Annotated in this window: 23 protein-coding genes, 1 tRNA gene and 1 other RNA gene; 17 read left to right on the top strand and 8 right to left on the bottom strand. The window is 66.5% G+C overall.

Features of this window, described 5'->3' with window-relative positions:
- Nucleotide 1 precedes the first annotated feature (1 nt).
- Entirely contained in the window at nucleotides 2–793 is a 792-nt protein-coding gene (lucA, locus tag EET13_RS27300; RefSeq protein ID WP_122445174.1) for a lipid uptake coordinator LucA, read from the bottom strand.
- A 90-nt stretch (nucleotides 794–883) separates the two neighbouring features.
- Nucleotides 884–972 (bottom strand) — tRNA-Ser (locus tag EET13_RS27295).
- Between the two features lie 78 nt (nucleotides 973–1,050).
- Here EET13_RS27295 and ffs point away from each other — a divergent pair.
- From ffs to EET13_RS27280, 3 genes are all read left to right on the top strand, one after another.
- An RNA gene (gene ffs, locus EET13_RS27290) (signal recognition particle sRNA small type) lies at nucleotides 1,051–1,147 on the top strand.
- An 80-nt stretch (nucleotides 1,148–1,227) separates the two neighbouring features.
- Nucleotides 1,228–2,505: an aspartate aminotransferase type Ic gene (locus EET13_RS27285; protein WP_168990908.1), complete on the top strand. Its 1,278-nt coding sequence runs from the start codon at nucleotides 1,228–1,230 to the stop codon at nucleotides 2,503–2,505.
- Nucleotides 2,506–2,660: 155 nt separating this feature from the next.
- The gene (locus EET13_RS27280) at nucleotides 2,661–4,436 is read left to right on the top strand and encodes a DNA polymerase III subunits gamma/tau (RefSeq protein WP_122445172.1); all 1,776 of its coding nucleotides are present in this window, start codon (nucleotides 2,661–2,663) and stop codon (nucleotides 4,434–4,436) included.
- A 12-nt stretch (nucleotides 4,437–4,448) separates the two neighbouring features.
- On the opposite strand, the gene EET13_RS27275 is transcribed toward EET13_RS27280, so the two are convergent.
- Both EET13_RS27275 and EET13_RS27270 read right to left on the bottom strand, forming a co-directional pair.
- Nucleotides 4,449–5,762, bottom strand: a complete 1,314-nt coding sequence (locus tag EET13_RS27275; RefSeq protein ID WP_211189149.1) for a class I SAM-dependent methyltransferase — start codon at nucleotides 5,760–5,762, stop codon at nucleotides 4,449–4,451.
- Nucleotides 5,759–7,162, bottom strand: a complete 1,404-nt coding sequence (locus EET13_RS27270) for an FAD-binding oxidoreductase (RefSeq protein WP_211189148.1) — start codon at nucleotides 7,160–7,162, stop codon at nucleotides 5,759–5,761. The genes EET13_RS27275 and EET13_RS27270 overlap by 4 nt, the downstream gene beginning before the upstream one ends.
- 71 nt (nucleotides 7,163–7,233) lie before the next feature.
- Here EET13_RS27270 and EET13_RS27265 point away from each other — a divergent pair, with 71 nt between their 5' ends.
- Entirely contained in the window at nucleotides 7,234–7,671 is a 438-nt protein-coding gene (locus EET13_RS27265) for an SRPBCC family protein (protein WP_122445170.1), read from the top strand.
- Here the strand turns inward: EET13_RS27265 and EET13_RS27260 are convergent.
- On the bottom strand, nucleotides 7,668–8,435 hold the full coding sequence (locus EET13_RS27260) for an Rv3717 family N-acetylmuramoyl-L-alanine amidase (RefSeq protein WP_211186547.1): 768 nt from the start codon (nucleotides 8,433–8,435) through the stop codon (nucleotides 7,668–7,670). The genes EET13_RS27265 and EET13_RS27260 overlap by 4 nt on opposite strands.
- A gap of 98 nt (nucleotides 8,436–8,533) precedes the next feature.
- On the opposite strand from EET13_RS27260, the gene EET13_RS27255 reads away from it, so the two are divergent.
- The 3 genes from EET13_RS27255 (at nucleotide 8,534) to EET13_RS27245 (ending at nucleotide 10,511) form a co-directional block, all read left to right on the top strand.
- On the top strand, nucleotides 8,534–8,932 hold the full coding sequence (locus EET13_RS27255) for a YbaB/EbfC family nucleoid-associated protein (protein WP_122445169.1): 399 nt from the start codon (nucleotides 8,534–8,536) through the stop codon (nucleotides 8,930–8,932).
- 11 nt (nucleotides 8,933–8,943) lie between these two features.
- Nucleotides 8,944–9,555 (top strand): recombination mediator RecR, encoded by a 612-nt coding sequence (recR, locus tag EET13_RS27250; protein ID WP_122445168.1) that lies wholly within the window; start codon nucleotides 8,944–8,946, stop codon nucleotides 9,553–9,555.
- A gap of 110 nt (nucleotides 9,556–9,665) precedes the next feature.
- Entirely contained in the window at nucleotides 9,666–10,511 is an 846-nt protein-coding gene (locus EET13_RS27245) for a hypothetical protein (protein ID WP_122445167.1), read from the top strand.
- Here EET13_RS27245 and EET13_RS27240 read toward each other — a convergent pair.
- Both EET13_RS27240 and EET13_RS27235 read right to left on the bottom strand, forming a co-directional pair.
- A complete protein-coding gene (locus EET13_RS27240; protein ID WP_122445166.1) occupies nucleotides 10,508–11,212 on the bottom strand; it encodes a type 1 glutamine amidotransferase in 705 nt (234 codons plus the stop codon). The genes EET13_RS27245 and EET13_RS27240 overlap by 4 nt on opposite strands.
- Nucleotides 11,205–12,446 (bottom strand): Mur ligase family protein, encoded by a 1,242-nt coding sequence (locus tag EET13_RS27235; protein WP_122445165.1) that lies wholly within the window; start codon nucleotides 12,444–12,446, stop codon nucleotides 11,205–11,207. The genes EET13_RS27240 and EET13_RS27235 overlap by 8 nt, the downstream gene beginning before the upstream one ends.
- Before the next feature lie 196 nt (nucleotides 12,447–12,642).
- On the opposite strand from EET13_RS27235, the gene EET13_RS27230 reads away from it, so the two are divergent.
- The 3 genes from EET13_RS27230 to EET13_RS27220 are packed head-to-tail and all read left to right on the top strand — an operon-like array spanning nucleotide 12,643 to nucleotide 14,675.
- Entirely contained in the window at nucleotides 12,643–13,632 is a 990-nt protein-coding gene (locus EET13_RS27230) for a DEDDh family exonuclease (protein WP_122445219.1), read from the top strand.
- Between the two features lie 39 nt (nucleotides 13,633–13,671).
- Nucleotides 13,672–14,109: a hypothetical protein gene (locus EET13_RS27225; RefSeq protein WP_244604139.1), complete on the top strand. Its 438-nt coding sequence runs from the start codon at nucleotides 13,672–13,674 to the stop codon at nucleotides 14,107–14,109.
- A complete protein-coding gene (locus EET13_RS27220; protein WP_122445163.1) occupies nucleotides 14,109–14,675 on the top strand; it encodes a TetR/AcrR family transcriptional regulator in 567 nt (188 codons plus the stop codon). The genes EET13_RS27225 and EET13_RS27220 overlap by 1 nt, the downstream gene beginning before the upstream one ends.
- A 263-nt stretch (nucleotides 14,676–14,938) precedes the next feature.
- Here EET13_RS27220 and leuA read toward each other — a convergent pair whose 3' ends face one another.
- The gene (gene leuA / locus EET13_RS27215; protein ID WP_122445162.1) at nucleotides 14,939–16,786 is read right to left on the bottom strand and encodes a 2-isopropylmalate synthase; all 1,848 of its coding nucleotides are present in this window, start codon (nucleotides 16,784–16,786) and stop codon (nucleotides 14,939–14,941) included.
- A 437-nt stretch (nucleotides 16,787–17,223) separates the two neighbouring features.
- On the opposite strand from leuA, the gene EET13_RS27210 reads away from it, so the two are divergent.
- The 7 genes from EET13_RS27210 (at nucleotide 17,224) to EET13_RS27180 (ending at nucleotide 24,005) form a co-directional block, all read left to right on the top strand.
- Complete coding sequence (locus EET13_RS27210) at nucleotides 17,224–18,489, top strand: aspartate kinase (RefSeq protein WP_122445161.1); 1,266 nt, start codon at nucleotides 17,224–17,226, stop codon at nucleotides 18,487–18,489.
- Entirely contained in the window at nucleotides 18,490–19,533 is a 1,044-nt protein-coding gene (locus tag EET13_RS27205; RefSeq protein WP_122445160.1) for an aspartate-semialdehyde dehydrogenase, read from the top strand.
- 7 nt (nucleotides 19,534–19,540) lie between these two features.
- A complete protein-coding gene (locus EET13_RS27200; protein WP_122445159.1) occupies nucleotides 19,541–20,671 on the top strand; it encodes a DUF4185 domain-containing protein in 1,131 nt (376 codons plus the stop codon).
- A 120-nt stretch (nucleotides 20,672–20,791) separates the two neighbouring features.
- The gene (locus tag EET13_RS27195; RefSeq protein ID WP_122445158.1) at nucleotides 20,792–21,145 is read left to right on the top strand and encodes a hypothetical protein; all 354 of its coding nucleotides are present in this window, start codon (nucleotides 20,792–20,794) and stop codon (nucleotides 21,143–21,145) included.
- A 119-nt stretch (nucleotides 21,146–21,264) separates the two neighbouring features.
- Nucleotides 21,265–21,723 (top strand): hypothetical protein, encoded by a 459-nt coding sequence (locus EET13_RS27190; RefSeq protein WP_122445157.1) that lies wholly within the window; start codon nucleotides 21,265–21,267, stop codon nucleotides 21,721–21,723.
- 119 nt (nucleotides 21,724–21,842) lie between these two features.
- A complete protein-coding gene (locus EET13_RS27185) occupies nucleotides 21,843–23,291 on the top strand; it encodes a catalase (protein ID WP_122445156.1) in 1,449 nt (482 codons plus the stop codon).
- Nucleotides 23,292–23,366: 75 nt separating this feature from the next.
- Entirely contained in the window at nucleotides 23,367–24,005 is a 639-nt protein-coding gene (locus tag EET13_RS27180; RefSeq protein WP_122445218.1) for a sensor domain-containing protein, read from the top strand.
- Nucleotides 24,006–24,101 lie beyond the last annotated feature (96 nt).

The following is a 24,101-nucleotide window of genomic DNA, read 5'->3' as shown; positions in this document are numbered from 1 at the left end:
GCTAATCCTCGACCGTAACCCCGCCGCGGGTGCGGGTGCGCCGGCGACGGTGCGACGTCTTGCCGGTCGGGCGGCGGTTGCGTAGTGCGCTGCGCGGCTCCTCGTCGAGGTGGGGTGCCTCGTCGGTCGCCGCTTCGGGCTCAGCCGCGGGTTCGGTTTCCGGCTCGGCCTGCGTCTGTTGGACTGCTTGGGCCCCGGCTACGGTCGTTTCACCCTCGCTGGCCTCGACGGCCTCAGCTTCAGCGGTCTCGGCTTCTTCTTGTTGCTCTTCGGTTTCGGCACCGGGTTCTTCTTCGGCGTCGTCCTTCTTCTTGCGGCGAACGCGGCGCTGCTTGGTCGTCTTCGGCTTGAGCGGTTTGGGCGGTGGCGGCGGCAACTCGGCGACGAACGACAAGTAGAACGCGAAGAACCCGAGCACCGCGACGGCGGCGGCCGCACCGTAGATCCCGAACAACCACTGTCCCGCCGATTCCAGGCTGAGCCAGATCTCGCTGATCGCGGTGCCGATGATCAGCACGCCCGCCAGCACATGGCCCACGACCGACCAGGTTCGTATGGTCAACGCGAGCTGCGGGGTGCCAAGTTCGGGCTTCCGGGTGCGCAACAGGGTGAACACCACCGGCAGTGCGGCCAGGCCGATCAACGCGCCGGCCACGATACGCAGCGTCGTCCCCAGCGCGTGCGTGGTGTCGCCCTTCAACTCAGGCCAGCGAGGCAACACGAAATAGAAATAGAGGACGCCGGCAGCAATCGAGAGCGCCACGTGCAAAAGGACGGCCCACTTGCGGCGCATATGCCTCCTCATACTGGTTGGCACTGGCCAGCTTAACGTTGCCCCACAAGCTGGCCGGCCCACACCGTGCGTGTCCGCACTGCGGACTGATGGCGGAGGATGCGGGATTTGAACCCGCGAGGGCTATTAACCCAACCCGCGTTCCAGGCGAGCGCCATAGGCCACTAGGCGAATCCTCCGCCGATATGTTAGCCGCTGAACGGGGCCATGTGTCCTGCGGCCGCCGTCGAGCGGGTCAGCTCGGGTATTACACTCGCCGAAGGACCCCGCGCGGCGTCTATCCTGTGAACTCCCCCAGGGCCGGAAGGCAGCAAGGGTCAACGGGCTCTGTCGGGTGCGCGGGGTCCCCTCTGGTCAGGGAGGACGCAACCCGACCAAGACCTGCCTGCATGATCCACGGTGTTCTGGGTGTTCGATGGCGAAAGGGCCGCATGGTGTCGTTCGTTTCCCTCGGCCGTGCCGAGCTTGCTGCGCTGCATGATCGCCACCAGCAGGATTACGCGGAGCTGCAGGCCAAGAAACTGGCGCTGGATCTGACGCGCGGCAAACCGGCGCCGGAGCAGCTCGACCTTTCCAACCAGCTGCTGAGCCTGCCCGGAGCCGACTACCGCGACCCCGAGGGCGTCGACACCCGCAACTATGGCGGCCTGCACGGCCTGCCGGCCCTGCGTGCCGTCTTCGCTGAGCTGCTCGGAATCCCCGTCCAGAACCTGATTGCGGGAAACAACTCCAGCCTGGAGTTGATGCATGACGTGGTCGCGTTCTCGATGCTCTACGGCGGCGTGGATTCGCCTCGACCGTGGAAGGACGAACCGAGTGTCAAGTTCCTGTGTCCCGTTCCCGGGTATGACCGGCACTTCGCTATCACCGAGACGATGGGCGTCGAGATGATCCCCGTCCCGATGCTCGACGACGGCCCCGACGTCGACCTGATCGAAGAACTGGTCGCCGCCGATGCCGCGATCAAGGGCATGTGGACGGTGCCGGTGTTCGGGAACCCCACCGGTGTCACCTATTCCTGGGAAACCGTTCGCCGGCTGGCGCTGATGCAGACGGCCGCGCCTGACTTCCGGTTGTTCTGGGACAACGCCTACGCGGTGCACACCCTGACCCACGACTTCATCCGTCAGGTCGACGTGCTGGGGCTGGCCGCCAAGGCCGGCCACCCGCACCGGCCCTACGTCTTCGCGTCCACATCGAAGATCACCTTTGCCGGCGGGGGTGTCAGCTTCTTCGGCGGGTCGCTGGGCAACATCGCGTGGTACCTGCAATATGCCGGGAAGAAATCGATCGGCCCGGACAAGGTCAACCAACTGCGCCACCTAAAGTTTTTCGGCGATGCCGACGGCGTGCGCCTGCACATGCTGCGCCACCAGCAGATACTGGCGCCTAAGTTCGCGTTGGCGCTGGAGATCCTGGAGCAGCGGCTGTCCGATTCCAAGATCGCCTCCTGGACCGAGCCCAAGGGCGGCTACTTCATCAGCCTCGACGTGCTGCCGGGGACAGCGCGCCACACCGTGGCATTGGCCAAGGATGCCGGAATCGCGGTCACCGAGGCGGGCGCGTCGTTCCCGTATCGAAAGGATCCCGACGACAAGAACATCCGGATCGCGCCCACATTCCCGTCGCTTCCCGACCTGCGCAGCGCGGTCGACGGCCTGTCGACGTGCGCATTGCTGGCTGCCACCGAGGCGCTGTTGGCTCGCAGCTAGTGCAGCGTTGTCCGACCGTGTGCTCAGGGCTTCCGCTGTGCGTCCATGGTGGCTATGACAGCGAAAATCCTGCCCGGTGTGCACCCTCGATGCCGTGAAAGCACAGTCGACGCCCAGCCGGACGCTAGTCACCCAAGCTGAGTAGCCTGCTGACCGTGGCTCTCTACCGCAAGTATCGACCGGCAATCTTCGCCGAGGTGGTGGGGCAGGAACACGTCACCGAACCGCTGTCCATCGCCCTGGAAGCCGGCCGGATCAACCATGCGTACCTGTTCTCCGGGCCGCGCGGGTGCGGTAAGACGTCGTCAGCGCGCATTCTGGCGCGCTCCTTGAACTGTGCGCAGGGCCCGACGGCCACGCCGTGCGGCGTCTGTGAGTCCTGCCTGGCGCTGGCGCCCAATGCGCCCGGCAGCATCGACGTGGTCGAGCTCGACGCGGCCAGTCATGGCGGCGTGGACGACACCCGAGAGCTACGTGACCGCGCGTTCTACGCGCCGGCGCAATCGCGGTACCGGGTGTTCATCATCGACGAGGCACACATGGTGACCACCGCCGGTTTCAACGCGCTGCTCAAGATCGTCGAGGAGCCTCCCGAACACCTGATCTTCATTTTCGCCACCACCGAACCGGAAAAGGTGTTGCCCACCATTCGGTCGCGCACCCATCACTATCCGTTCCGGTTGCTACCGCCGCGCACCATGCGCGGGCTGATCGGGCGAATCTGTGAGCAAGAGGGCGTCGTCATCGACGATGCGGTGTACCCGCTGGTGATCCGTGCCGGCGGTGGCTCTCCGCGAGACACGCTGTCGGTGCTGGACCAGTTGGTGGCCGGCTCCGAGGACGATCACGTGACCTACCGCCGAGCGCTGGGACTGCTGGGCGCCACCGATGTGGCGTTGATCGACGACGCGGTCGACGCACTGGCCGCGGGCGATGCGGCGGCATTGTTCGGGGCGGTCGAATCGGTGATCGACGCCGGGCATGACCCGCGCCGTTTCGCGACCGATCTGCTGGAGCGATTCCGCGATCTCCTTGTCCTGCAAGCGGTCCCGGACGCGGTATCGCGTGGTGTGGTGGATGCCCCCGAAGACGTGCTGGACCGGATGCGGGATCAGGCGGCGCGCATCGGGCCGGCGACCCTGACCCGCTACGCCGAGGTGGTTCAGGCCGGTCTGGGCGAGATGCGCGGCGCGACTGCGCCGCGCCTGCTCCTGGAAGTGATATGCGCGCGGCTGCTGCTGCCGTCGGCCAGTGATGCTGAATCTGCGTTGCTGCAACGTGTCGAGCGGATCGAGACCCGGCTGGCCATGTCGCTTCCGGCCTCGGAGGAGGCGCCCGAGCCGCGGCGGGCCGCTGCCGTCCGCCCGGCGGCCGAGCCGAGTGTGCGCCGTCCGGCACCGCCCGAGCCGAGCGTGCGCCGTCCGGCACCGCCCGAGCCCGAGCCGGTTTGCGAGCCGGTTTCCGAACCTGCCGCGGCGCCGGGCGAACTCAACGCGGCTGCCGTTCGCACCATGTGGCCGACGGTGCGCGACAAGGTGCGCCAGCGCAGCCGCACCACCGAGGTGATGCTGGCCGGCGCCACCGTTCGCGCGCTGGAGGGCAACACGCTGGTACTGACGCACGACTCGGCGCCGCTGGCGCGGCGCCTGTGCGAGCAGCGCAACGCCGACGTCATTGCCGAGGCACTGAAGGACGCGCTGGGCGTCGACTGGCGGGTGCGGTGCGAGGTGGGCGCGGCCGAGCCCGTCGAAACCGCGGTACCCGCCGCGACGGAAGAGGCTGCGCCAGAAGCACATTCCGCTCAGCGAGCCGAAGAAGAAAGCATGCTCGCCGAAGCCGGCCGCAATAACCCCTCGGAGCCGCGCCGCGACCCCGAAGAGGCGGCACTCGAGCTGCTGCGCAGCGAACTGGGTGCCCGCCCTATCGACTAGCGCCTGATCAAGCTAAGGCGTCCACCAGGGCCGCATCGGCAGGTCATCCTCGCCCCAGGAGTCCACATTGGCGGCCAGTACGTGATGCAGCTGAAGGTTGTTGCGTTCGAACGCCACTCGCGACGCAGCCATGTATAGGCCCCACACTTTGGCGGTGGGCAGTCCGACCTCGGCGACGGCCTCCTCCCAATGGCCGACGAGGTTGCGGCACCAGTCGCGCAGCGTCATCGCGTAGTGATGCCGGAAGTTCTCCTCATGCAGCACCTCGAAACCGGCGTTCTGGATGTCGGTGATGATGCGTCCCGAACCCGCCAGTTCCCCGTCAGGGAAGACGTAGCGGTCGGTGAACCCGCCCGCGAATGGAGCCGACTTGTTGTCGTGGCGGGTGATGCAGTGGTTGAGCAGAAGGCCGCCGGTGCGCAACTTCGACTTGAGCAACCCGAAGTAGGCCGGATAGTTCCGGACGCCGATGTGCTCGGTCAGTCCGATCGAGGAGACCGCGTCGAATCCGGTCTCGGTCAAATCGCGGTAGTCGCAGTGCCGCACTTCAGCGAGGCCGGTCAAGCCCTCGGCCTCGATCGCCCGTTGTGCCCACTTGGCCTGCTCGGCCGACAGTGTGGCGCCCAGGGCATGGACCCCTCGGCGCGCCGCGTAGCGCACCATGCCGCCCCAACCGCACCCGACGTCGAGCAGCCGGTCGCCCGGTTGTAGCCGCAGCTTCTCGAAGATCAGTCGGTATTTGTTCTCCTGAGCCTCTTCCAGCGTCGCGTCCGCGCGCGGGTAGACCGCGCAGGTGTAGGTCATCGACGGTCCGAGCACCCATTCGTAGAAGGTGTTGGAGACGTCGTAGTGGTGGTGGATGGCCTCGGCGTCACGGGACTTGCTGTGCAGCAGCCCCTCGGCGATCCGGCGCCACCGGGGCGGTGCCTCCTGCGGCGGCGGCGCGACCGGCAGCAGGTTCTCCACACCGATCGAGCGCACCACGTTGGCCAGCACCCGCGGCGACGGCCGCTTGAACTTCACCCGGTCGGTCAGCGCGATGAGCAGCGGGTACGGATCACCCGAGTGGACGCCGCGGGTCTGCAGGTCACCCGATACGTAGGCACGGGCCAGACCCAGTTCACCCGGAGCCGTCGCCAGGTAGGTGATGCCGCGCGGCGACGTGAGCTCCAGGCCCAGCCGCGCGTCGTCACGCCCGGCAGTGCTGCCGTCGTAGGCGGCGAACTTCAGCGGCTCTTCACCGGGCGCGGTGAAGAGCGCCAGGATTTCGGCCATGGTCAGCTTTCCCCCCGCTGCGGGACGGCTGGCCTCCTTGATCGTTGTCATCGTCGTTGTACCGCCTTTGCGTAGAGATCGAGTAGACGCGAGTCCGGGTCGTAGATCTTTTTCACGGTGTTGTAAGACTCCCCGCCGTAGAGCTCGTCAAACTCCTCGCGGGTGTAGTAGCTGTCGGAGTAGAGCGACTTGTGACCGTCGAGCTCGCTGACCTTCGCCTCGATCGCGCGGTTCGTCGCGCCCTCGGCGGCGCCCGCCGGCACCGATGACCAGAACCCGATGTTGACGTAGGTGCGATCCGGGTGGATCGGGTACAACGGCCACCCGGCCGGGTTGCGTAGCCGCAATGGGCACAGCCAGATCGGTGTGATCGGCACATTGCCCAGAAACCACTGCAGAAACTCGCCGGTTCGCTCGATGGGCACCTCGACGTCCTGCACAACTCGCTCGCGCGCCGGCCGCCCGCTGCGCTTCTCGATCCGGTCGGCAATGCCGAAGCGCTGGTCGGCCGCCACCAGCTTCCAGTAGAAGCTGCTGCGCCGGTAGCGGCGCGGCCACCAGCGCCGCAGCCGTGGGTGCTGAGCACCGAACGCGCGGGAACACCAGAACCAGTCGGTGTCCCAGCGCCAGAAGTAGTCGTGGATGGTCAGGCGGTCTTCTTTGATTCCGGTTGCATGCCAGATGGACCGGTAGTAGATGTCTTGTCCGGTGTAGTCGCTGACCGGGCCGGGCGTCGTCGTCCGCACGCCCACGCACAGGTAGCTCTCGTCGGCGCCGAAGACCACTCCGTCGAGGTAATCCACCGGGGCTCCGTCGAGGCCCTGGGTGTCGACAATGCGTTCCATTGCCGCCAGCATCTGCGCCAGCGAATGAAATCGAATGTGCCGCAACGCAACAAAGGGTTTAACCGGCTCCAGTTCGATCCGTAGTCTGGTCGAATACCCCAGTGTCCCATAGGAATTCGGAAATGCGCGGTAGAGATCGGGATGCTGGTCGGGAGACACGGTGAGCAATTCGCCGGCGCCGGTGAGAATATCCATTTCCAGCACCGACTCGTGCGGTAGGCCGTTGCGAAACGACGCGGACTCGATGCCCAGGCCGGTAACCGCGCCGCCGAGGGTGATGGTCTTCAATTGCGGAACTACTAGGGGCGAAAGGCCGTAACGCAATGTCGCGGCGACCAGGTCCTCATACGTGCACATGCCGGCCACGTCGGCGGTGCGGGCGTCGGGATCGACATCGATCACGCCGGTCAAGCCCGAGGTATCCAGGCCGGGAGCGTCACGTTTGGTGCGGGCGCGGAACAGATTTGAGGTGGGCTTGGCCAACCGGACGGTGGCGGTCACCGGAATGGAACGATAGCTCGCCAGCAACCGATCGACGCCCGATGTGCCCGATGTGCCCGATGTGTCCGATGTGCAGGTGGACAGCGCAGATTCACGGGCGAGCATCACATATATCGTAGTCACCGACCACGGCCCCTGCATCCGCGCGCGGGCTCGAAACGGAGGAGTTGCACCTGATGGCACAGGTGAGCGCAGCCAGCACTATCGTGATCAATGCTGAGCCCGCGGCCGCACTCGACGCAGTGGCCGATTACCGGAATATCCGCCCGAAAATCCTTTCTTCGCAGTACAGCGAGTACGAGGTACTCGACGGTGGCCGGGGGCAGGGAACCGTCGCGAAGTGGCGGCTGCAGGCGACCAAATCACGAGTGCGCAATGTAGAAGTCAGCGTCGACGTTGCGGGCCACACGGTGATCGAGAAGGACGCGAACTCGTCCATGATCACGAATTGGACGGTGGCTCCCGCGGGACCGGGATGCAGCGTCACCGTCAAGACCAGCTGGAACGGCGCCGGAGGCGTCAAGGGCTTCTTTGAGAAGACGTTTGCGCCGCTGGGCTTGAAGCGGATTCAGGGCGAGGTACTGGCCAACCTGAAGAAGGAACTGGAAGGCTAACGCGCCTGGCTTTGGGCGGCCAGGAAGCCTGCGATGCCGCGGACCAGCGCGTTGGCGTACTTTTGTCGGCCCTCGGCGGACTCGATCAGCGCCGAGTCCGCCGGGTTTTTCATGTTGCCCAGCTCGACCAGGATCGACGGATACTGTGCCAGGTTCAGGCCCGCCAGGTCCGATCGCCCGTACAGGCCGTCCTGCCCGATGTAGTTGGCCGGCGGAATGCCCGAGGCCTGCAGCTGGTCCCGCATCACCTTGGCGAACTGCACCGACGGTCCGGCCTGGGTCGCGTTCAAAGGCGGGGCGGAGTAGTTGACGTGGAAGCCGCGGCCCGTCGCCGGCCCGCCGTCGGCGTGCAGACTGACGACCGCGTTCGGGCGCAGGGCGTTGGCCATGTTGGCGCGTTCGTCTACGCATGGCCCCAGCGCGTTGTCGTTGCCGCGCGACATGGCGGTGCGCACGCCCAGCGCATTGAGCGCGGCCCGTAGCCGAAGCGCGGTGTCCCAGGTGAAGGTGTGTTCCGGATAGCCGCTGTTGGTCGACGTTCCGCTGGCTTGGCAGTCCTTGGTGCCGCCGCGACCGGTGGGTACCTGACGCCCGATGGACGCATCGTTGGCCCCGTTGTGGCCGGGATCGATGAATACGACCATGCCGGCGATGCTGGCGGGGGCAGCCGCTGTCATCGGTGGCAACCAGGCCCCGGTGAGTATTCCGATGACCCCGCTGAGCAGGAAGGCGATCCCGACACGCAGGCCCACTCGTACGTCCACTGCGCCAAGGTAACCTGGCGCGGTCTAGGCTGAATGTTCCGAATCGCCCGACAACCGCAGGCGAAACCAACTCGAGACCAAGATGCGAGGCGACTGTCATGCAACCCGGAGGCGATATGTCCGCACTGCTCGCCCAAGCGCAGCAGATGCAGCAGAAGCTACTGGAAGCCCAGCAACAACTGGCGAACTCTGAGGTGCACGGGCAAGCCGGCGGCGGCCTCGTTCAGGTTCGCGTCAAAGGCAGCGGCGAAGTGATCGGTGTGACGATCGACCCCAAGGTTGTGGATCCGGGTGACATCGAGACGTTGCAGGACCTGATCGTCGGTGCGATGCGCGATGCGTCGCAGCAGGTGACCAAGATGGCGCAGGAACGGCTGGGGGCGCTGGCCGGGGCGATGCGCCCGCCAGCGCCGCCGGGGGCGCCGGGTATGCCCGGTGCGCCGGGTATGCCTGGTATGCCGGGTATGCCCGGTGCGCCCGGTATGCCGGGGGTCTGATCCGCGCCGACATGTTCGAGGGGCCTGTCCAGGATTTGATCGACGAACTCGGCAAGCTGCCGGGTATCGGACCCAAGAGTGCGCAGCGCATCGCGTTTCACCTCTTGTCGGTCGAGCCGTCGGACATCGACCGGCTGACCGCCGTGCTGGGCCGGGTGCGCGACGGCGTGCGGTTCTGTGCCGTCTGCGGCAACGTCGCCGACGACGAGCGTTGTCGCATCTGTGCTGACCCTCGTCGAGACGGCTCCCTGGTGTGCGTCGTCGAAGAGCCCAAGGACATCCAGGCAGTCGAGCGCACCCGCGAATTCCGCGGTCGCTACCACGTCTTGGGTGGTGCGCTGGATCCATTGTCTGGGATCGGCCCGGAGCAATTGCGCATCCGAGAGCTGCTGAGCCGCATCGGCGAGCGGGTGGACAACGTCGACATCACCGAGGTCATCATCGCCACCGACCCGAACACCGAGGGCGAGGCGACTGCTACCTACCTGGTGCGGATGCTGCGCGACATCCCCGGCCTGACCGTGACCCGGATCGCGTCGGGTCTGCCGATGGGTGGTGATCTGGAGTTCGCCGACGAGCTGACTCTTGGCCGCGCGTTGACTGGCCGTCGCGTGCTTGCTTGATTTCGGCGTGATTTCGGCGAGCCTGTAATTTTGCAGGCCGCTCCTCGCACTTTCTCTGCACGTTTACAGGCTCGGTGAGTTGTCGGCTCCCGCTGCCAGCATTTCGAACCATGACGGCGATTTTCATCGGCAGCGAAGCTGTCTCGTCCAGCAAAGTGACCCGGCATGAGCTGCAACGGTGGTACCGGCGGGTGTATCCAGGCGTCTACGCCCCCCAGCAGCACAACATGTCACTGCGCGACCGCACTATCGGGGCATGGCTATGGTCGGGACGCCGAGCGGTCATTGCCGGTGTAGTCGCATCCGCACTGCACGGCGCGCAATGGATCGACGATGACGTGGCCATCGAGTTGATCTGGTGCAACACCAGGCCCCCGCGGGGGCTCGTCGCTCGCGACGAAACTCTCGCCGATGACGAGATCACCCGGGTGGTGGGCCTGCCGGTGACCACGCTGGCGCGGACGGCATATGACCTCGGTAGGCATCTGCCACGCGGGCAGGCCGTGGCGCGCCTCGACGCACTCATGCGAGCGTCGCCGTTCTCAACCGAAGATGTGCTGCTGTTGGCCAAGCGCTATCCGGCTGCACGTGGTGTCCGGCGCTTGCGGGAGGTGCTGCCGCTCGTCGACGCCGGTGCGGCGTCCCCCAGGGAAACCTGGCTGCGACTCCTGCTGATCGATGCCGGATTTCCGACACCCAGCACGCAGATACCGGTGCAGGCCAACTGGCGGCTGATCGCGATGCTGGACATGGGCTGGGAGAAATACCAGGTGGCGGCCGAGTATGACGGCGACCAACACCGCACCGACCGCCGCCGGTATGCGCACGACCAATGGCGGCTGCGCACGCTCGCGCAATTGGGTTGGCTGATTATCCGGGTGATCGCCGAAGACAGGCCCGACGACGTCCTTACCCGGGTGCGCAACGCGTTGCTGACCCGAGGCTGGCGGCCTTAAGCGCGCAGTCGTTCGCGGCGCAGCAGGTCAACCTCGGGCAGTTCCAGCGGCGCCAGCTCACCTACTACCTTGCTGAGCAGCAGATCCGCAAGCTCGGGGTTGCGGGCCAGGCAGGGCCCATGCATGTACGTCGCGACGACACCGCCCTGAACCACCCCGTCGAAGCCGTCACCGGCTCGGTTGCCCGCACCCTTGACCACCGCTCCCAACGGCGACGCCGCGGGACCCAGGACGGTGCCGCCGCGGTGGTTTTCGAATCCGGTCAACGGCTGGGTCAAACCCGTCAGCAACGGCATGCTGACCAGCTCGCCGATGGTGCGCGCCTGTTGCGGCGAGGTGGTGGCATCGAGAAGGCCTACACCGTCGACTCGTTCTCCCGAGGATGTCTCGTACCACTGGCCCAGCACCTGGACGGCCGCGCAGATTGCCAGCACCGGCGCGCCGCGGGCTGCTGCGTGCTGCAGGCCCGGGTACTGCAGCAGGTGCTTGGTGGCCAGTCGCTGGGCGTAGTCTTCCGCGCCGCCCAGCGTGTAGAGGTCCAACGACTCCGGCACCGGATCGGCCAGCGTGATCGCGACGATCTCGGCGGCGATATCACGCAGGCGCAGGCGCTGGCGCAGCACCACTGCGTTGCCGCCGTCGCCGTAGGTGCCCATCACGTCGGGCAGCACCAGCCCGATCCGCACTCGTGATTCAGCCATGGCGCGCCAATGCTCGTTGCAGCTGCAGAAACGCGGTGTAGTTGGCGACGACCTCGACCTGGCCGGGCGGGCAGGATGCGATGGCCGCCATGGTGTCGTGCACCAAGGTGTGTTCGACGCCGGCGTATCCCAGACGCACCGCCAGGTCCGTGCCGCGTTCGCCGGCGGCTACCACCGGGGTTGTTTTGAAGGTGTCCGCGAAGTGCTCGAAGCGCACGTCCCATAGCCACGACAGGTCCTCGCCGTCGGGCACCTGACCGTTGACCGCGATAACCACCGCGGCCGCGTGCTGGTCCACCATCGACAGTGCTTCTTGCCAGCCGGCCGGGTTCTTGGCCAGCAGGATCCGCACCTCATGCGCGCCGATCCGGACGGTTCGATAGCGTCCGGCGACCTGGTCGACTTCGCAGACGGCAGCGACCGCTTTCCGCGGATCGGCGCCCAGCGTGACGGCGGCCGCGATGGCCTGGGCGGCGTTGCCACGGTTCACCGCGCCCGGGAGCGCCAACCGCATCGGCAGCGCCAGCCCGTCGGGCCCGTAGAGAGTGTGGTCGTCGAACCACCATTGCGGGCTGGGTCGCTTGAAGTCGGCGCCGGTGCTGTACCAGGTGCCGTGCTCACGGACGATGACCTCGCCGCTGCGGGGGCAGCTCACCGAGTCGTTGGACCAGGAGCCGCCCGCGGCCACCCACACCACGTGTGAGCTGTCGTAGGCCGCCGACGTCATTAGGACGTCGTCGCAGTTGGCGACGACGACGGCTGCTGGCTGGCGGGCCAGACCGGCCCGCAGCGTGCGTTCGATCACGTTGATCTCGCCGACGCGATCCAGCTGATCCCGCGACAAGTTGAGCAAGACGATCACGGCGGGTTGCACCGCATCGCAGACGTGCGGCACGTGCATTTCGTCGACTTCGAGTACCGCCCGCTCGGCGTGACGATCCGCGGCCAGCGCGGCCACCAGGCCGGCGTCCATGTTGGCGCCCTCGGCGTTGGTGGCCACCGGGCCCAGCGTGCCGAGCGCGGCCGCGGCCATCCGGGTGGTCGTGGACTTGCCGTTGGTCCCGGTGACGATCACCGTGCGACGGCCGGCGGCGAGTTGGCGCAGCACCGAGCGGTCCAGGGTCATCGCGACCAGGCCGCCGATCATCGCGCCGGCTCCGCGTCCGGTGACTCGCGATGCCCAACGCGCACTCGCTCCGGCGGCGAGGGCAAGGCGGGCCCGGGAGGTGATCACCCGGGTGAGTTTAAGGGCGATCGCAGGCTCGGCGCTGGTGGCGCCGGGCGTAGCGGGTCGGCCTGGTGGGGTTGGGGGGCGATCGCAGGCTCGGCGCTGGTGGCGCCGGGCGCTGGGGGTCGCCTTGACGACTTAAGGGCCGACACGATGTGCAGCGACGCCTCTGATGTCGGTCGGGCATGCCATTCTCATCCCTGTGAGCCACACCTGGGGAAGGCCGGCCAGCCACCCGCACGAGGGTTGGGCCGTCATCGATGTCGAGACCTCCGGTTTTCGCCCGGGTCAGGCTCGGATCATCAGCATCGCCGCGCTGGGCCTCGACGCCGACGGGCGGGTGGAGCAGTCGGTGGTCAGCCTGCTCAATCCCGGAGTGGACCCCGGTCCCACCCATGTTCACGGTCTGACCGCCGCGATGCTTGAAGACCAGCCGCAATTCGGTGATATTGCAAGTGCTGTGGTCGAGGTGCTGCGTGGGCGCACCCTGGTAGCGCATAACGTCGCGTTCGACTACGCATTCCTGGCCGCGGAAGCCGAACTCGCCGACGCCGAACTTCCCGTCGACACTGTCATGTGCACTGTCGAGCTGGCCCGCCGGCTCGAGCTGGGCATCGACAATCTGCGGCTGGAGACGCTCGCCGCGCACTGGGGTGTCGCCCAGGAGCGCCCGCATGACGCGTTCGACGATGCGCTGGTGTTGACCGGGATTCTGACGCCCGCTCTCGAGCGCGCCCGGGAACTGGATGTTTGGTTGCCGATACGTCCGGTGACCCGACGGCGTTGGCCCAACGGGCGAGTGACCCACGACGAGCTGCGCCCACTGAAGGTGATGGCGTCCCGGATGCCCTGCCCATATCTCAACCCGGGCCGCTACGTCACGGGCCGGCCCCTGGTCCAAGGCATGCGGGTGGCGTTGGCCGCCGAGGTGGGTCGGACGCACGAGGAACTGGTCGAGCGGATCCTGTATGCGGGGCTGGCCTACAGCGACGATGTGGACCGGGAGACCTCGCTGGTGGTTTGCAACGATGCCGCGCCCGAGCAGGGCAAGGGCTATCACGCCCGGCAGCTGGGAGTGCCGGTGGTTTCCGACGCCCAGTTCATGGACTGCGTGGAATCCGTCCTCGGCGGCACCAGCATGGAGGAATTCACCGACCCCAGCCTGGTCGACGAGCAGCTCGCTCTTTTCTGAACTTTGCTGTACTACAGATGTAGTGGTACTGTGGCGCGCATGATAACCACTACGCACGTAGTAGATCCGCGTATGTATCGCCGGCACGGCTACTTCTTCCGGGAAGCCGCGAGCGTGACCATTTGTCTGGGCGTCGCCTTACACCTGTACCGCGTGATCTTCGGAGACGAGACAGCGCTGCGCTACGTGGTGACGGTGACGACGGATCGAATCCTGCTGGTGCCGATGACATATGCGGCCGTCACCGGCATCCTGGTGTGGCACCGTGTCCGCTTCACCGGCAAACGGCATCGGCTGTTGTTCACCGCGTCGGTGGTCTACATCGCCGGCAGCGTGCCGCTACACGCCTACATGTCGTATGTGGTCAGGGACGTGTCGATCGTGACGTGGTTTCCACTGTGGTTCAGCTATCTACTGCTGATCGCGGTGTATCCGGCGTTCCTGACCATGTTCTGGCGGCTGCGCTACACCGACTGATGCCACCCAACCCGCAACGCCGCACCCGAATCCTCGACGTCGCCATCGACATCCTCGCCGACGTCGGAGTCGGCGGGCTCACACATCGGCAGGTCGACGAGCGGGCGGGGTTGCCCGCGGGCACCACGTCGAACTACTTCCGGACACGTCAGGCATTGCTCGAAGCGACCGCGGCCCGCACCGTCGACCTGCACTGGCAACGCGTGGCGGCGTTGCAAACCGCGGTCGGTTCGCTGACCCGTGACGGCGTCGAAGCGCTCCTGACGCGTCTCCTTGCCGACCCCGATGAGCGGGCGCGACGCTACACGCTGGCGCGGTTTGAGCTGTTCCTGGAGGGGACGCGCCGGCCCGAGCTGCAGCCGTTCCTGATCGCACTGCAGGCAGCCGCGGTGAAAACCGCCACGCTGATCCTCGAGGCGGCCGGCTTCACCCCGACGCCTGAGCAGATGGACGAGTTGAGTCGGCTGCTCAATGGGTACCTGTTCAGCAACCTCACGATGCCGGGCGGGGCACAGAATCCGGCCGGAGCGGTCCACCGGCTGTTACGTGCGTTCTTCGAGAACTAGTTGGCCGCAGCGCGAATTTTCTGAGCGGCCGACGGCATGTCCTATGCACACCTGATAACTGAGTGCCATATTCAGCCTCCAGATTGAGCTCGCCGCGCCGATTACGGTCGCCGCAATGCCCAAGCACGACTCCCGCGATCGTGACGTCACCGCGTCTTCACGCGGCGACCCCGGCCCGACAACGAGTTCCGCGGCCGGGGTGGAGCGACGCCGTAGTACGGCGCGGGTGGTCCCCGCGGTAGCGCCGGTGTGCCGACGTCAGCTCATCGCCGATTGCTGGCTCGGTTGACCGCCGACACCACAGCCCGCAGCGACGCGGTGGTGATCGACGGGGCGATACCGACGCCCCACACCGTTTCGCGCTCGGCGTCTGCGGCACCATCCGTCCTGCCCGCCACCGACGCCTCGACATATGCCGCAGCCTGCGCATCGCCGCCCGCGCTCATCGCGTGCTCGGAGTAGTCCAGGACGGCCACCTCGAAGCCGACGTGGCCGAGCGCGTCGACAAACGCCGCCAGGGGGCCGTTACCGGTTCCGCTGATCTCGGTCTCCACCCCGTCGACCTTGACGGTTGCGACGATGGTGGTGGTGCCGCCGTCGTCGTCGGCGGCATCGACATGCTGTTTGATGCGCTCCAATGGCCGCACCGGGGCCAGGTATTCCTCGGCGAATACGTCCCACATCTCCTTCGGTGAGACCTCACCGCCCTCTCCCCCTGTGCCCTCTGCGATCTTTTGGATCACTTGGGAAAACTCGATCTGCAGCCGTCGCGGCAGGACCAGGCCGTGATCGGCCTTCATGATGTAGGCCACCCCGCCCTTGCCGGACTGCGAATTGACCCGGATCACCGCTTCGTAGGTCCGGCCGACATCACGTGGGTCGATCGGCAGATACGGCACCTGCCACAGCATGTCCTCGACATCGGTGTCGGCGGCGTCGGCGTCGAATTTCATCGCGTCCAGGCCCTTGTTGATGGCGTCCTGGTGGCTGCCGGAGAACGCGGTGTAGACCAGGTCGCCGCCGTAGGGGTGCCGCTCGTGGACCGGTAGTTGGTTGCAGTACTCGACGGTGCGCCGGATCTCGTCGATATTGGTGAAGTCGATCTGCGGGTCCACGCCGCGGGAGAAAAGGTTCAGCCCCAGCGTCACCAGGCAGACGTTGCCGGTGCGTTCGCCGTTGCCGAACAGGCAGCCCTCGATGCGGTCGGCGCCGGCCTGATAGCCCAATTCGGCTGCGGCGACGGCTGTTCCGCGGTCATTGTGCGGATGCAGGCTCAGAATGACCGAGTCGCGACGCGCCAGGTTGCGGCTCATCCACTCGATCGAATCGGCGTAGACGTTGGGCGTTGCCATCTCGACGGTGGCGGGCAGGTTGAAGATGATCGGGTTTTCGGGTGTGGGCTGGATGACATCGCCAACGGCGTCGCAGACCTGTTTGGCGTATTCCAGCTCGGTGCCGGTGTAGGACTCCGGCGAGTACTCGAAGCGCCACTGCGTGCCCGGATACTTTGCGGCCTCCTCGACGCACTTGCGGGCGCCGTCAACGGCGATGCCCTGCACCGCGGCCCGGTCTGCCTTGAATACCACCCGGCGCTGCAGAATCGACGTCGAGTTGTAGAAGTGCACGATCGCCCTCGCGGCGCCCTCGCAGGCCTCGAAGGTGCGCTCGATCAGCTCCGGGCGGCATTGGGTCAGCACCTGGATGGTGACGTCGTCGGGGATGGCGCCCTGTTCGATGATCTCGCGGACGAAGTCGAAGTCGGTCTGGCTGGCCGACGGGAACCCGACCTCGATCTCCTTGTAGCCCATGCGAACCAGCAGGTCGAACATGCGGCGCTTGCGGGCCGGGCTCATCGGGTCGATCAGCGCCTGGTTGCCGTCGCGCAGATCCACTGCACACCACAACGGGGCGTGGGTGATGCCGCGGTCAGGCCAGCTGCGATCGGTGAGGCGGATGGGCTCGACTTCTTCGGCGAAGGGCCGGTACCGGTGGACCGGCATCGAGGTTCCCCGCTGGGGATTCCACGCGGGTTGGCCGGGACGCGGTGGGCCGGAAGGTTTGATGACGGTTCGGGCCGATCGATACGCGTCGGGTGTATCAGGATTGGTCACGGTAGTTGCTCCGGGGTTGTGAGAAGGAACCTCAGACCGGCGCAGTCGCGAACGCCCCGCGACGGGAAGCCGGTCTGGATCAGACCCCGTCGCGGCGTCCGAGGAGGAGCACCCGCTGCACGTTGTGCACTCTACCGCTACCGGCCGGCTCACCAAAACCGGTCGCATCGACTGACGCCGAGTGTGCGCTGACGGCCTCGAGCGTGCGCCGCGGGCGGTGAAATTGCGGAAGTTCCGCCCTGGGTTCGCGCTGGAAACCATCGGTTCACGCTCGACGCCGTGGCCTCACGCTCGACGCCGTGGCCTCACGCTCGACGCAATGGCCTCACACTCGACGGGCACGGGCCGCCCGCGGGTATCGCCCATAAAATTGAGATGCGCGTCCACGTATCCTGTTGTGGACTCAAACCCGGGCCAATCAAGACAGGAAAAGATCAGTGGCGCTCGTCGTGCAGAAGTACGGCGGATCCTCGGTGGCCGATGCCGACCGGATTCGCCGGGTCGCCGAACGCATCGTCGAGACCAGGAAGCAGGGCAACGACGTAGTGGTCGTCGTCTCCGCGATGGGCGACACCACCGACGACCTGCTGGATCTGGCTCAGCAGGTGTGCCCCGTGCCGCCGCCGCGCGAACTCGACATGCTGCTGACCGCCGGTGAGCGCATCTCCAACGCCCTGGTAGCCATGGCGATCGAATCGCTTGGCGCCCAGGCCCGGTCGTTCACCGGCTCGCAGGCCGGGGTGATCACCACCGGCACCCACGGCAACGCCAAGATCATCGACGTCACCCCGGGGCGGGTGCGGACCGCGCTCGACGAAGGTCGGATCGTTCTGGTCGCCGGGTTCCAAGGCGTCAGCCAGGACACCCGCGACGTCACCACGTTGGGCCGCGGCGGCTCGGACACCACCGCGGTCGCCCTGGCGGCCGCGCTGCGCGCCGACGTCTGCGAGATCTACACCGACGTCGACGGGATCTTCACCGCCGATCCGCGGATCGTGCACAACGCGCGCAAGCTGGACACGGTCACCTTCGAAGAGATGCTCGAGATGGCGGCCTGCGGGGCCAAGGTATTGATGCTGCGCTGTGTGGAATACGCCCGCCGTTACAACATTCCGGTGCACGTCCGCTCGTCGTATTCGGACAAGCCGGGCACCGTCGTCGTCGGATCGATCAAGGACGTACCTATGGAAGACCCCATCCTGACCGGAGTCGCGCACGACCGCAGCGAAGCCAAGGTGACCATTGTCGGGCTGCCCGACATTCCCGGATATGCGGCCAAGGTGTTCCGCGCCATCGCCGACGCCGAGGTGAACATCGACATGGTGCTGCAGAACGTGTCCAAGATCGAGGACGGCAAGACCGACATCACCTTCACTTGCTCACGCGACGTCGGACCGACCGCGGTGGCCAAGCTGGACTCGCTCAAAGACGAGATCGGCTTCTCCCAGGTGCTCTACGACGATCACATCGGCAAACTGTCGCTGATCGGGGCGGGCATGCGCAGCCATCCCGGGGTGACGGCGACGTTCTGTGAGGCGCTGGCCGCGGTCGGGGTGAACATCGATCTGATCTCCACGTCGGAGATCCGCATCTCGGTGCTGTGCCGGGACACCGAGCTGGACAAGGCGGTGGTGGCGCTGCACGAGGCGTTCGGCCTAGGCGGCGACGAGGAAGCCACCGTGTACGCCGGGACGGGACGCTAGATGGTTTCAATAGGAGTGGTCGGCGCCACCGGCCAGGTGGGCCAGGTGATGCGCACGCTGCTCGACGAGCGTGATTTCCCGGCTGAAAGCGTACGGTTCTTCGCCTCGGCCCGCTCCCACGGCCGCAAGCTGGCCTTCCGCGGTCAGGAAATTGAGGTCGAAGACGCCGAGACGGCGGACCCGAGCGGGCTGGACATCGCCCTGTTTTCCGCCGGCGCGGCGATGTCGCGGGTGCAGGCGCCGCGGTTCGCCGCCGCGGGCGTGACGGTGATCGACAACTCGTCGGCGTGGCGTAAAGACCCCGACGTGCCGTTAGTGGTGTCAGAGGTCAACTTCGAACGGGACGTGCGCGGGGCGGGGGCACTCAAGAAGGGCATCATTGCCAACCCGAACTGCACCACCATGGCGGCGATGCCGGTGCTCAACGTGCTACACGACGAGGCCCAGCTGGTCCGCGTGGTGGCCTCGACCTATCAAGCGGTCTCCGGCAGCGGCCTGGCCGGGGTGGCCGAGCTGGCCGCCCAGGCCCGAGCGGTGATCGACGACGCCGAGCAGCTGGTGCACGACGGTGCCGCTCTCGATTTTCCGGCGCCGCAGAAGTACGTCGCGCCGATCGCGTTCAACGTGGTGCCGCTGGCCGGGTCGCTGGTGGATGACGACTCCGGGGAGACCGACGAGGACCAGAAGCTGCGGTTCGAGAGCCGCAAGATCCTGGGCATTCCCGACCTGGCGGTCAGCGGTACCTGCGTGCGGGTGCCGGTGTTCACCGGCCACTGCTTGTCCATCAACGCCGAGTTTGCCCGGCCGCTTTCGCCCGAGCGGGCTCGGCGGTTGCTTGACGGCGCACCCGGGGTGAAGGTGGTCGACGTGCCGACGCCGTTGGCGGCCGCCGGGGTTGACGAGTCGCTTGTTGGCCGCATCCGCAACGACCCCGGGGTGCCGGGCGGGCGCGGTTTGGCGCTTTTCATTGCGGGTGACAATTTGCGCAAGGGCGCGGCGCTGAACACCATCCAGATCGCCGAGTTGCTGGCCTCAAAGTTGTGACCCGCGGGTGATCTCCGCGCGGTGGGCAGTGCTAGCCGCATTATTTTTGGTTGCGCCACAATGCGTTTGGCTGGCGCATGCCGATCCGCCGGCGCCGGTGCCGGAGCCGATCCTGCAGCCGCTGGCGCCGGGTCAGGTGCTGCGGATCGGCCCGACGGCCGGTACCGGAACTCCGACCGGGGACTACGGCATCGGCGCTACCGACCTGTGCGAGTTCGTGGAATTTCCCAGCCAATTGCTGCAGGTGTGCGGGGACAGCTTCGCCGGCCAGGGCGTCGGGTTCGGCGGCTGGTATGCGCCGGTTGCGCTGCATGTCGACACGGAGTCGGTGGACGACCCCGACGGGGTGCGCTACACCGGCGTCACCGGGGTGAGCAAGCCGTTGCTGGCCGATCCGACACCACCGGGAACTTCGCAGCTGCCCGCCGGGGTGGTGCAGATCAACCGCCGCAACTATCTGCTGGTGGCCACGACCAAAGATTTGGAGCCGCTGAACTCGCGGCTGGTGGTTGCCGAGCCGGTGCGCGGCGGCTGGCGGACCGTTCCGGGGTCGCGGCGTGACGGCTCGTATGCGGGCGGGGCGCAGACACAGATCAGCGGCTACTACGACCCGATCCCGACGCCGGATTCGCCCACCGGGTGGGTGTACATCGTGGCCGACAGCTTCACCCGCCGGCAGCCGGCGGTGCTGTACCGGTCCACGCCCGAGGCGTTCACCGACCGATCGCGATGGCAGGGCTGGGCCGGCGGACCCGGCGGCGGCTGGAACAAGCCAGCCACCCCGCTGTGGCCAGACCAGGTCGGCGAGCTGAGCGTCCGGCAGATCGAGGGTAAGACGGTGCTGTCGTATTTCAACGCCAGCACCGGCGACATGGAGGTCCGGGTGGCCGAGGATCCGACGACGCTGGGTACTGCCCCGGTGACCACGGTGGTGCAGCACGACGAGTGGCCCGACCCGGCCGACAGCCTGCCGCCGCCGTATGACAATCGACTCGCGGAGCCCTATGGCGGGTATATCTCGCCCGGTTCGACCCTCGATGAGCTGCGGATATTCGTCAGCCAATGGAACAATGCCGACCCGCGCGCCCGAGCGCCGTATCGGGTGATCCAGTTTGCGGTCAATCCGTTCAAGCCCTGATGCGGTGAGGCCTGATGGTTCGGTAGGGCTGCGGCGGGCGCCACCCAGATCCAGCGCTCATAGCTGCTACCTAAGTTACGCATAGCCGCCACCACTGTTTGCCCCGGCATCATGCCACTCATGAGCGAAACACCTGAAACACCAACAGCGCCGACGTCGACCGCCGTGGCTCCACCGCCGCCGACCGCGGCTGTGGAACGTCAAACACCCAAGGTTTTCAAGGCTGCGGCGTGGGTCGTCATCGTCGCCGGAATCGTGTTCATCGTCGCGGTCATCTTCTTCACCGGCTTCCGGCTGGGCATGCAAGGCGGTCACGGCGGCTACCACCATCGCCATCACCACAAGCCCCACGCGATGATGCACCGCACGGGGGGTCCCACCGGCGGAGCCCCGGCGGAAAGCCCCGCCACCGGCCCCGCCGGTCCCAGCCAGGTGCCGTCCTCGGTTGCGCCGTCCACCACACCCGGTCGTTAGCAACACCAACACCGGCCCGGTGCTCGCTTGAGCACCGGGCCTTATCAATTTGGGCATCAATTCGGGGCCGGGCCGCCGAACCCTTTGCGGTTGTCGCAGGGCTGAGCAATATTCGAGTGATGAGCGAAACACCCGAACCCGTGACCCCGCCGCCCGCTGTCGCCACCGCTGCACCACCCCCACCACCGCCGCGGGAAAAGCCGCCGAGGCTCTACCAGGCCGCGGCGTGGGTGGTGATCGTGGCCGGAGTCATCTTCATCGCCTGGACGCTCTTTCTTGCTGGTGCTTTGGTCTTCGGATACGGCAAGTGCCACCACCACCGCCATCACCACCACGGCATGTTCATGCCCGGCGGTCCGGGTGGTCCGGGTGGTCCGGGTGGTCCGGGTGGTCCCGGTCCCGGGCCGGGATGGCAGTTCGGATTCCCCGGACCCCCGCCCCCTGGCATGGGTCCTGGGTTCCCGGGCGGTCCCGGTGGTCCCGGGGGTCCCGGTGGTCCGGGTGCCGGCCAATTCGGTCCTGCGGCCCCGCAGACGCCCAGCAGCCCCAGCCCCACAACGTCGCCGGCGCGGCCATAACGCGTCCTGGGAAAAGGCGGCACCCAGCGGCTTGTTGGATGCCGGATAATACCATCGCGAGCCGAATTCGTTTGCGCACAACACGATTCGAGCATCCCAGTCGACAAGGAGACAACGAAATGACGGAGCGCTATACCACCACTGACGCCGGCAGTCCTGCTCCCAGCGACGACCAATCGCTGACCGTCGGACCCGACGGCCCCATTCTGCTGCAGGACCATTACCTGATCGAGCAGATGGCCATGTTCAATCGGGAGCGCATCCCGGAACGCCAGCCGCATGCCAAGGGCGGCGGCGCGTTCGGCCACTTTGAAGTGACCAACGACGTCAGCCGGTATACCAGAGCCGCGGTGTTCCAGCCGGGCGCCAAAACCGAAACCCTGATCCGGTTTTCCACCGTCGCAGGTGAGCGCGGCAGCCCGGATACCTGGCGGGATCCGCGCGGTTTCGCACTGAAGTTCTACACAACCGAAGGTAACTTCGACATGGTCGGCAACAACACGCCGATCTTCTTCATCCGCGACCCGCTCAAGTTCCAGCACTTCATCCGCTCCCAAAAGCGCCGTGCGGCAAACAATCTGCGCGATCACAACATGCAGTGGGACTTCTGGACTCTCTCGCCCGAGTCGGCCCATCAGGTGACCTGGCTGATGGGGGATCGGGGCATCCCCAAGACCTGGCGGCACATGAACGGCTACGGCAGCCACACTTACAGCTGGATCAACGCTGACGGCGAAATCTTTTGGGTGAAGTACCATTTCATCACCGACCAGGGTATCGACTTTCTGTCGCAGCAGGATGCCGACCGGCTCGCCGGTGAAGACGGCGACTACCATCAGCGCGATCTCTACGAGGCGATCGAGCGCGGCGAATTCCCTAGCTGGACACTCAAGATGCAGATCATGCCGTTCGAGGAGGCCAAGACCTACCGTTTCAATCCCTTCGACCTGACCAAGGTGTGGCCGCACGGCGACTATCCCTTGATCGACGTCGGCAAGCTGATCTTGAACCGCAACGTCACCGACTACCACACCGAGATGGAGCAGGCCGCGTTCGAGCCCAACAACATCGTGCCCGGAACCGGACTGAGCCCGGACAAGATGCTGCTGGCGCGCGGGTTCTCCTACTCCGATGCGCACCGGGCCCGGCTGGGCACCAATTACAAGCAGATCCCCGTCAATTCGCCGAAGGTGACGGTCAGCAGCTACTCCAAGGACGGTGCGATGCGGATGCACAACGTCACCGATCCGGTATATGCGCCCAACTCCTACGGCGGCCCGCAGGCCGATCCGGCGCGCGCCGCCGAGGTGCGGTGGATGGCCGACGGCCAGATGGTGCGCGCGGCGTACACACTGCGCGCCGAGGACGGCGACTGGGGTCAAGCCGGCACCCTGGTCCGCGATGTGCTCGATGATGCAGCGCGGGAACGCTTGGCCCACAACATTGTTGGACATGTTTCCAAGGGTGTGCAGGAGCCGGTGCTGTCGCGGGTGTTCGAGTACTGGCGCAACGTGGACCCCGATCTGGGCAAGAAGGTCGAGGAAGGCGTGCGGGCCGGCCTGGGCTGAATCGCGCGGGTTTTGGTCCGGCAAATCGACGTTGGCCCGCCTGGCATGATCGGCTTCATGGCAAGGTCTGACACCATGCGGATCACCGCGCTGAGCCTCGGACTGGTCGCGGGCCTGGCGGGTGCTCCGACTGCGGCGGCGAACCCGTCAGAGCCGGGGGTGGTGAACTACGCGGTCCTGGGCAGGGGATCGGTCGGCAATATCGTCGGCGCGCCGATGGGTTGGGAGTTGATGTTCACCGAGCCGTTCCAGGCGTATGCGGTTGACCTCCCGGTGTGCAACAACTGGGCCGACATCGGGCTGCCGGAGGTGTACGACGATCCCGACCTGGCTTCATTCAACGGCGCCATCACCCAGACCTCGGCCACCGACCAGGCTCACTACGTCAAGCAGACGATCGGGGTATTCGCAACCAGCGACGCCGCAGACCGAGCGTTTCACCGCGTGGTGGACCGAACCGTGGGTTGCTCGGGGCAGACCACCGCGATGCACCTGGACAACGGGACCACACAGGTCTGGTCGTTCGAGGGCGGTCCGCCGACAGCAACCGACTCGGCGTGGACCAAGCAGGAAGCCGGCACCGACCGGCGGTGCTTCGATCAAACCAGGCTGCGGGAAAATGTGTTGCTGCAGGCAAAGGTCTGCCAGTCTGGCAACGCAGGTCCGGCGGTCAACGTGCTGGCCGGGGCAATGCAGAACATCCTGGGCCAGTAACCACCCGCGAATGTGGGTACTCGTCTGACCCGGGCACCGAGAACGTGCGGGAATATGTCGGGGCTCTCTGGAAGATGAGATGGTGGCGGCTATCGT

Source organism: Mycobacterium attenuatum (genome assembly GCF_900566085.1).
GTDB lineage: Bacteria > Actinomycetota > Actinomycetes > Mycobacteriales > Mycobacteriaceae > Mycobacterium > Mycobacterium attenuatum.
The sequence above is the reverse complement of the archived record's forward strand: the minus strand, read 5'-3'. Positions and strand labels throughout refer to the sequence as shown.